Consider the following 7,313-nt stretch of genomic DNA (forward strand, 5'->3'; position numbering starts at 1 on the left):
CCGTGCGACTGACCGGTCACAAGATCGCTGTCCTGATGGAGAGCGACTTCTACGAGCCCGAGATCCTCTACTACCGCTACCGCTTCCCCGAGGAGGGAGCCGAGGTCCACTTCCTGTCCCGGCTGTGGGGCAACGAGCAGATGACCTTCCAGGGCCATGAGCACCGGATGCCCTTCGAGGTCACCGAGTCCTTCGAGGACCTCGACGAGTTCGCGCTCAAGGAGTACTCGGCGGTGATCGTCCCCTCCGGGATGGTCGCCGACCGGCTGCGCTTCACGGAGGACCCCCAACTGCTGCCGCCCGCCTCGCAGTTCCTGCGCCGGGCGTTCGCCGACCCGGCGATCCTCAAGGGCATCATCTGCCACGGCATGTGGCTCGCCGCACCCGTGCAGGGCCTGATGCAGGGCAGGCGCGCGGTGGTGCACAACAACCTGCTGGGCGATCTGCGGAACATGGGCGGCGAGTACGTCGACCAGGACGTCGTCATCCACGACGACCTGGTCACCGGCCGCACCGGCAACCACTGCCACCTCTTCGCACGGACCATCATCGACCTGCTCGCAGCCCGGACGCCGGCCCCGACCGGGCTCCGCTGACGGGATCCGAGCGGGGAGGAGCCGACCATGACACCGGTGACCGGGCGCATCCCCGTCCTCGACGTCCGACCACGGGTGCGGGACGGGGAGTTGCCCGCCAAGGCCGTGACGGGAGAACACCTCGACATCACGGCCGTCGTCTTCCGCGAGGGCCACGGCGCCGTCGCCGCGGACGTCGTCCTGCACGATCCCGCGGGGCACCCCGCCCACCGGGTCCCGATGACCCTCGTCGACGAGGACGCCGACCGCTGGCAGGCGACCGTGGTGCCCGACACGGAGGGCCTGTGGACCTTCCGTGTCGAGGCCTGGGCCGACCCGCTGGCGAGCTGGCGGCACGACGCCACACTGAAGATCCAGGCCGACGTCGACACTGAACTCACCCTGACCGAAGGGGCGTTACTGCACGAACGAGCGGCACTCGGCATCACCGAATCGGACCGCCGGGAGGCGGTCTCCGCGGCCGTCGCCGCGCTCCGCGACACCCTGGGCCCCCCTCCGGCCCGGCTGTCCGCCGTCACCACCCCCCGGGTGACGGCCGCCCTGGGGCGCTACGCGCTGCGTGACCTCGTCACCGCCTCCCGGCCACTGCCGCTGCGCGTCGAACGACGACGCGCCCTCGTCGGCTCCTGGTACGAACTGTTCCCCCGCTCGGAGGGGGCGGTGGTCCAGGCGGGCAGCCGCCCGATCGGCGGCACGCTGCGGACGGCCGCCGAGCGGCTGCCCGCCGTCGCCGCGATGGGCTTCGACGTCGTCTACCTCCCGCCGGTCCACCCGATCGGCACCACCCACCGCAAGGGCGCGGACAACACCCTGCACGCGGGCCCCGACGACGTCGGCTCACCGTGGGCCATCGGCTCCCGGCACGGCGGCCACGACGCGATCCATCCCGACCTCGGCACCGAGGACGACTTCCGCCACTTCGTGGCCACCGCACGGGAGTTGGGCCTCGAAGTCGCCCTGGACCTCGCCCTCCAGTGCTCACCGGACCACCCCTGGCTCACCGAGCACCCCGAGTGGTTCCACCACCGTGCCGACGGCTCCATCGCCTACGCCGAGAACCCGCCGAAGACGTACGAGGACATCCACCAACTCGACTTCGACGGCGACCCGGAGGGCCTGTACGCCGAGGCGCTGCGGATCGTCCGGCACTGGATGGACCTCGGTGTGCGGATCTTCCGGGTGGACAACCCGCACACCAAACCCGTGCAGTTCTGGGAGTGGCTGATCGCGGAGGCCGACGCCACGGACCCCGATGTGCTGTTCCTGGCCGAGGCGTTCACCCGGCGAGCGATGGTGCACGCGCTGGCGCAGGCCGGCTTCCAGCAGTCGTACACCTACTTCACCTGGAAGAACACCAAGGAGGAGTTGACCGCCTACCTGCCCGAACTCGCCCTGGGAAGCGCCCACTTCCTACGGCCCAACCTCTTCGTGAACACCCCCGACATCCTGCACGCCTACCTCCAGCACGGCGGCAGACCCGCCTTCGAGATACGGGCCGTGCTCGCCGCGACCGCCGCGCCGAGCTGGGGTGTCTACGCCGGCTACGAACTCTGCGAGAACACCCCGCTGGCCGAGGGCACCGAGGACTACCTCGCCTCGGAGAAGTACCAACTCAGGCCCCGGGACTGGGCACGTGCGGAGGCGGAGGGCCGCACCGTCACCCCGCTGATCACCCTCCTCAACCGGCTCCGCCGACAGCACCCGGCCCTCCAGGAGTTGCGCAACCTGCGCCTCCAGAGCACGGACAGCGACCAGATCCTCGCCTACACCAAACGCGTCGAACTCCCCGACGGCGGCGCCGACCTGGTGCTCGTGATCGTCAACCTCGACCCGCACCACGCCCACGAGGCCACCGTCACCTGCGACCCGGCCGCCCTCGGCCTGCCCGCCGACGGCACGCTCAAGCTGCGCGACGAACTCACCGGGGAGACCTACGCCTGGGGCGAGTCCACCTACGTACGCCTCGATCCGGCCCACCAGGTCGCGCACGTGCTCACACCTGCGGAGGGATCATGAGCGACGGCATCCTCGAACCCCTGCTCCCGGCCCTGGCACCCTGGCTGGAAGGGCGCCGCTGGTTCGACACCCGCTTCACCGGGGCACACCTCGAAGCCCGCTCGGCGTCCCTGCTCGGCGACGAGGCGCCCCTGCTGCTGCACGCCGTGATCACGGCCCGCCGCCCGGACGGACAGGTCCTGCACTACCAACTCCTGCTCGGCGTGCGCCCCGAACTCCCCGCCCGCCTCGAACCCGCCGCCGTCACCACCGTCCCGTCCGGCCCCTGGCAGGGCTGGCGGGTCTACGACGCGCTCGCCGACGGCGCCCTGCTCGGACTGCTGCTGCGCACCCTGGCGGGCGGCGGCGCGGGACCGGGCCCCCGCCTGGAACGCACCGGCCGCTACCCGCTCCCCGTCGGCCTCGTCCCGCACCCCCTCGACGGCGAGATGAGCAACACCGCCGTGGCCTACGGCGGCCGTATCCTCCTCAAGATCTTCCGCCGCCCGGAACCGGGCCCGCACACCGAGGTCGAGGCCCTGCACGCCCTCACCCGGGAACACTGCGCGCGCACCCCCCGCCTCTACGGCGCCCTGCACAGCGACGCCCCCGGCGCCGAGGGCCTGGTGCTCGGCCTCGTCGAGGAGTTCCTGCCCGACGCCCGGGACGGCTGGGAGGAGGCGGTACGGCACGCGAGCGACTGCATGGCCGACGCGTGCCGCGGCGTACCGGCGAGCGGTGGATTCACCCCGCACGCCCGCAGTCTGGGCCGGGCCGTCGCCGAGGTGCACGGCGCGCTCGACCGGGCGTTCGGCCGCAGCCGGCTCACCGCACCCGACGTGGCGGAGGAGGCGGCGCGGATGAACATGCGGCTCAAGGAGGCCGCCGAGGAGGTCCCGGCGCTCGCCCGCTACACCACCCGGATCGGCGCCCTCTTCGACGACTACGCCCGGGTCGCCGGGCGTGGCTCTCCCGTCTTCGCCCAGCGCACCCACGGCGATCTGCATCTGGGGCAGGCGCTGCGCGCCGCCGACGGCTGGCGGATCGTCGACTTCGAGGGCGAACCGGCCCGCACCGCCGCCGAACGCGCCCTGCCGCAGCCGGTGTTGAGGGACGTCGCCGGCATGCTGCGTTCCTTCGACTACGCGGCCCGCACCGGCCTCGCCACCCTGGAGTCCGCCGATCCCCAGGACGGGTCGCCCGCCGGGCGGCTGCGCCGGCGGAGGCGGGCGGCCGCGTGGGCGGTGCGCAACCGGCGTGCGTTCATCGAGGGTTACGCGTCGGCCGGGCGGGAGGACCCGCACTGTCAGCCCGTGGTGCTGCGCGCCTTCGAGGCGGACAAGGCGATCTACGAGGCGGTGTACGAATCCCGCCTCCGTCCCGAAAGGTTGCCCATTCCGCTCGCCGCGGTGCATCGGCTGGCGAATGGCTCTCGCTGATTCCCCGCCGAATTCCCCGTCGTACGCCGGGAATTACGGTGACGGAATAGGGGGCGGAATTCGGGTGGCACTCGGAAGGTGACCGGTCCGGTCACCTCACCCGTCGACCGGAGACACGACGAACCCCCCGGCCCGGGCACCTGTCCAGGCGGGGGGTTCGCAGGGTTCGGATCCGGCCGGAAACGGAACCGGGGCACCTGCCCCGGCGGGCCCTTCGACGTCTACAGGTTCGTCCCTTTACCAGGGGTGACAGTCAACGGTCCGTGCCATTGAGTGGGGCTGCCCGCGAGGTGAACTCCACCGGAAAGGTGGGGAATCGGGCCGGATTCGGGAAAACGGCCCGGGGTTCAGGAACGGTGGTGCTCGGTGAAGATCTGGCTGGGGTCGCGGTGCGGTGCCATGCCGGCCGCCGACAGGGCCCGGTCGTAGGCCTTGAGGGCCTCGGCGGTGTTGCCCTGCCGCTTCCACAGGTCGCCCAGGTAACGCCAGTTGAGAGCCACCTGGTGGGACGGGCGGAACTGGCGCAACTGCCGGGTGGCGGCCTGGAGATACTGGGCGGCCTGGTCGAAGTTGCCGCGCATCAGCTGGATCTCGGCGAGCGTGCCCCGGGCGCCGACGGCCTGGATGCGGGACTCGTTGCCGGTCAGTCCGAGGGCGCGCTCGGCGTGCGCCGCCGCCTCGTCCCACTGCCCGAGCATCGCGTCCGCGTCGGCCAGCCCGATCTCGCACTGGGCCAGCTCCGGAGCGTTGCCCACCTCGGCCAGCAGTTGCTGCGCCTCCTCCAACAGCTGCTTGCCGCGCGCCGGTTCGGGCTCGTCGACCTGGAGGAGCAGTGAGCCGTAGTTCATCTTGAGCATGGCGAGGTGGCGCAGGTTGTCGTCCTCCGACATCAGCGCGAGCGCCCGCTCCACCAGGGCCATGGCCTCGTTCAACTGGCCCCGGGAGCGGGCCACCAGCCCCGCGTTCCAGTACACCGCGCCGCGCGCCGCCCGGGCGCCCTGCTTCTCGGCGGCGTCCAGGAGCTTGCCGCCCATGAGCTGGGCGCGGGTCAGGTCACCGCGCATGTGGTACGACGCCATGAGCGTGGCGCCGAGTTGGACGTGGTCGACCGTCACGTCCAGGCCGAGGGCGTCCAGCCGGGACATGGCGCGCTCGCCGATCTCGATGCTGAGGGTGATGTCGCCGGCGTTGCGATAGCAGCGGCACAGGGCGACCGCGATCTGGCACCACTCGGCGGAACCCGGGGCGAGGTCGGGGTCGCGGTGGAGCTCCTCCAGGACCGCGATGGCGGCCTCGGTGCGGTCGAGCTTCTCCAGTGCGGAGGCCTGGCCCATGCGGGCGCGCCGGGTCATCGTGACGTCCAGGAGGCTGGGCCTGGTCAGGAGTTCGCTCAGGGTCTGCAGGGCCTCGCCGTTGCTGCCGTTGCGCAGGGCCATCTCGCCGAAGGCCAGCCGCAGTCGCGCCTCTTCCAGCTCGTGGTCGTCCCGGCCGCTGCGCAGGTATTCCGCGGAGCAGCCGAGGCGCTCCGCGAGCGCGGCGAGCACCGACTCCGAGGGGGCGCGCTTACCGGATTCGATCAAGGAGATGTAGCTCGCCGATATCTCGCTGGACGCCAGATCCTGCTGCTTGAGGCCACGTTTGCCGCGCAGCAGCCGGATGCGCTCACCCAGCCCTGTGGTCGTCGTGTTTTCGAGAGGGTCCATGTGGGCTCCTTGGAGGTGGCTATGACCACCGGGATGACAGATCAATGTTACCAGTAAGTCGCTGGCGCTCCAATGGAGATGGCATGATCGATTCGCTGGCGCGAAGTAGTCAGGGCTGGCCTGGACTGGCATTTTCTGAATTGACACTAATTCAGATTTCATTTGGGCAAGGGCGTTCCGCTTTTCGAGATCGTCTTTTGCTAGATTAATACTTGACTCATTGAGTAAGTTCTTGTTGACTCAACTTGTCAAAGCGTCATCCGTAAATGCTCGGAGAGGAGATTTTCATGAGCACCAAAATATTCACGCTCATAGCAATCGTCGTCTTCGTCGGTGGACTTGTGACGAGCGGTCTCTGGTTCAACGGTTCGGGTGCCACCACCCATCCCCTGCGCGAAGGCATCGCCCAGTCCAGCGGCGCGAGCGGCGCCTGCTGCTGAGGCGGGGTCCGCACCGAGAACGGCACTTCAGGCTCAGTGGACCGGTGGACGGTCCGGCGGCTGGTTCCACGGCCGGCCGGACGTCCCCCGGTCTGTTCGTATGTGCTGCCAGGGCATTCCGCCGTGCGGGAAATGGCAGGCGACCGTGTGGGTGCCGGCCGCGGTGACCTGGGTCGGCCGCGGTATCTCGGTCTCGCAGCGCGTCCGCCGACCGGGCGTCAGCAGCGCGGCGACCGGGCAGCGGGCCAGGAACCGGCATCCCGCCGTGACCGGCACACCGGACGGGGGGTCGCCGGGCAGCACGATCCGGCGCCGGGCGCGTTCGGCGACCGGGTCCGGCAGCGGGACGGCCGACAGTAGAGCGCGCGCGTAGGGATGCCGGGGCGCGTCGAACACCTCGGCCACCGGCCCCGTCTCCACCGTGCGCCCCGCGTACATCACCGCGACCCGGTCGGCGATCTGCCGGACCACGGCCAGATCGTGCGACACCAGGAGATACGCCGGCCCCAACTCCCGCTTCAGCCGCAGCAACAGGTCCAGGATCTGGGCCTGCACCGACACGTCCAGCGCGGACACCGGTTCGTCGAGCAGCAGCAGCGCGGGCTCGACGGCGAGCGCCCGGGCGATCGCGACACGCTGCCGCTGCCCCCCGGAGAACTGATGCGGATACCGCTCCGCGTCCGCCGCGTCCAACCCCACCTGCCGGAGCAACCGCGGAATGCGCGCCGCTACGACGTCCCGTGGCACGCGCCGCGCGTGGAGCGGCTCGGCGACGATGTCGCCCACCGGCATCCGCGGATCGAGACTCGACATGGGGTCCTGCGGCACGATCTGCACGGCCCCGCGCAGCAGCCGCGCCGTCCGCCGGGTCAGCCGGGCGACATCCTGCCCGAGGATCTCCACGACCCCCGTCTCCGGCGCCGTGAGCGACACGATCTCCATCAGGGTCGTGGACTTCCCGGCCCCGGACTCACCGACCAGCGCGAGGGTCTCCCCCCGGCACACCTCGAGGTCGACCTCCTCCACCGCCCGCACCGCCCGCTCCTGGCGACGCCGGCCACCGGAAGGGACGTAGGACTTCGCGAGACCGGAGACACGGAGGACGAACTCGGGCGCGGCGGGGGCTGGTCCGGGGAAGGG

General features: G+C 71.0%; 6 protein-coding genes. 4 read left to right on the plus strand and 2 right to left on the minus strand.

Annotated features, from left to right (window positions below; genetic code table 11):
* Positions 1–2: 2 nt before the first annotated feature.
* The 3 genes from JHN63_RS02815 to JHN63_RS02825 are packed head-to-tail and all read left to right on the plus strand — an operon-like array spanning position 3 to position 4,030.
* Complete coding sequence (locus JHN63_RS02815) at positions 3–596, plus strand: DJ-1/PfpI family protein (protein ID WP_200677042.1); 594 nt, start codon at positions 3–5, stop codon at positions 594–596.
* Positions 597–623: 27 nt separating this feature from the next.
* The gene (locus tag JHN63_RS02820) at positions 624–2,612 is read left to right on the plus strand and encodes an alpha-1,4-glucan--maltose-1-phosphate maltosyltransferase (protein ID WP_234476014.1); all 1,989 of its coding nucleotides are present in this window, start codon (positions 624–626) and stop codon (positions 2,610–2,612) included.
* Positions 2,609–4,030 (plus strand): hypothetical protein, encoded by a 1,422-nt coding sequence (locus JHN63_RS02825; RefSeq protein ID WP_200677043.1) that lies wholly within the window; start codon positions 2,609–2,611, stop codon positions 4,028–4,030. The genes JHN63_RS02820 and JHN63_RS02825 overlap by 4 nt, the downstream gene beginning before the upstream one ends.
* A 347-nt stretch (positions 4,031–4,377) precedes the next feature.
* Here the strand turns inward: JHN63_RS02825 and JHN63_RS02830 are convergent, their stop codons facing one another.
* Positions 4,378–5,733 (minus strand): helix-turn-helix domain-containing protein, encoded by a 1,356-nt coding sequence (locus JHN63_RS02830; RefSeq protein WP_200677044.1) that lies wholly within the window; start codon positions 5,731–5,733, stop codon positions 4,378–4,380.
* 287 nt (positions 5,734–6,020) lie between these two features.
* Between JHN63_RS02830 and JHN63_RS02835 the strand changes: the two genes are divergently transcribed.
* Positions 6,021–6,173, plus strand: a complete 153-nt coding sequence (locus tag JHN63_RS02835) for a hypothetical protein (protein WP_200677045.1) — start codon at positions 6,021–6,023, stop codon at positions 6,171–6,173.
* A 33-nt stretch (positions 6,174–6,206) separates the two neighbouring features.
* Here the strand turns inward: JHN63_RS02835 and JHN63_RS02840 are convergent.
* The coding region (locus tag JHN63_RS02840; protein WP_200677046.1) for an ABC transporter ATP-binding protein at positions 6,207–7,313 on the minus strand (1,107 nt) is incomplete at its 5' end.

This window comes from Streptomyces sp. MBT65, assembly GCF_016612545.1.
In the GTDB taxonomy this organism is placed as follows: domain Bacteria; phylum Actinomycetota; class Actinomycetes; order Streptomycetales; family Streptomycetaceae; genus Streptomyces.

What these genes read in the sequence shown, in the direction of transcription:
- JHN63_RS02835 (WP_200677045.1), top strand. Translation starts at nt 6,021, where the DNA reads ATGAGCACCAAAATATTCACGCTCATAGCAATCGTCGTCTTCGTCGGT.
- JHN63_RS02830 (WP_200677044.1), bottom strand. Translation starts at nt 5,733, where the DNA reads ATGGACCCTCTCGAAAACACGACGACCACAGGGCTGGGTGAGCGCATC.
- JHN63_RS02820 (WP_234476014.1), top strand. Translation starts at nt 624, where the DNA reads ATGACACCGGTGACCGGGCGCATCCCCGTCCTCGACGTCCGACCACGG.
- JHN63_RS02825 (WP_200677043.1), top strand. Translation starts at nt 2,609, where the DNA reads ATGAGCGACGGCATCCTCGAACCCCTGCTCCCGGCCCTGGCACCCTGG.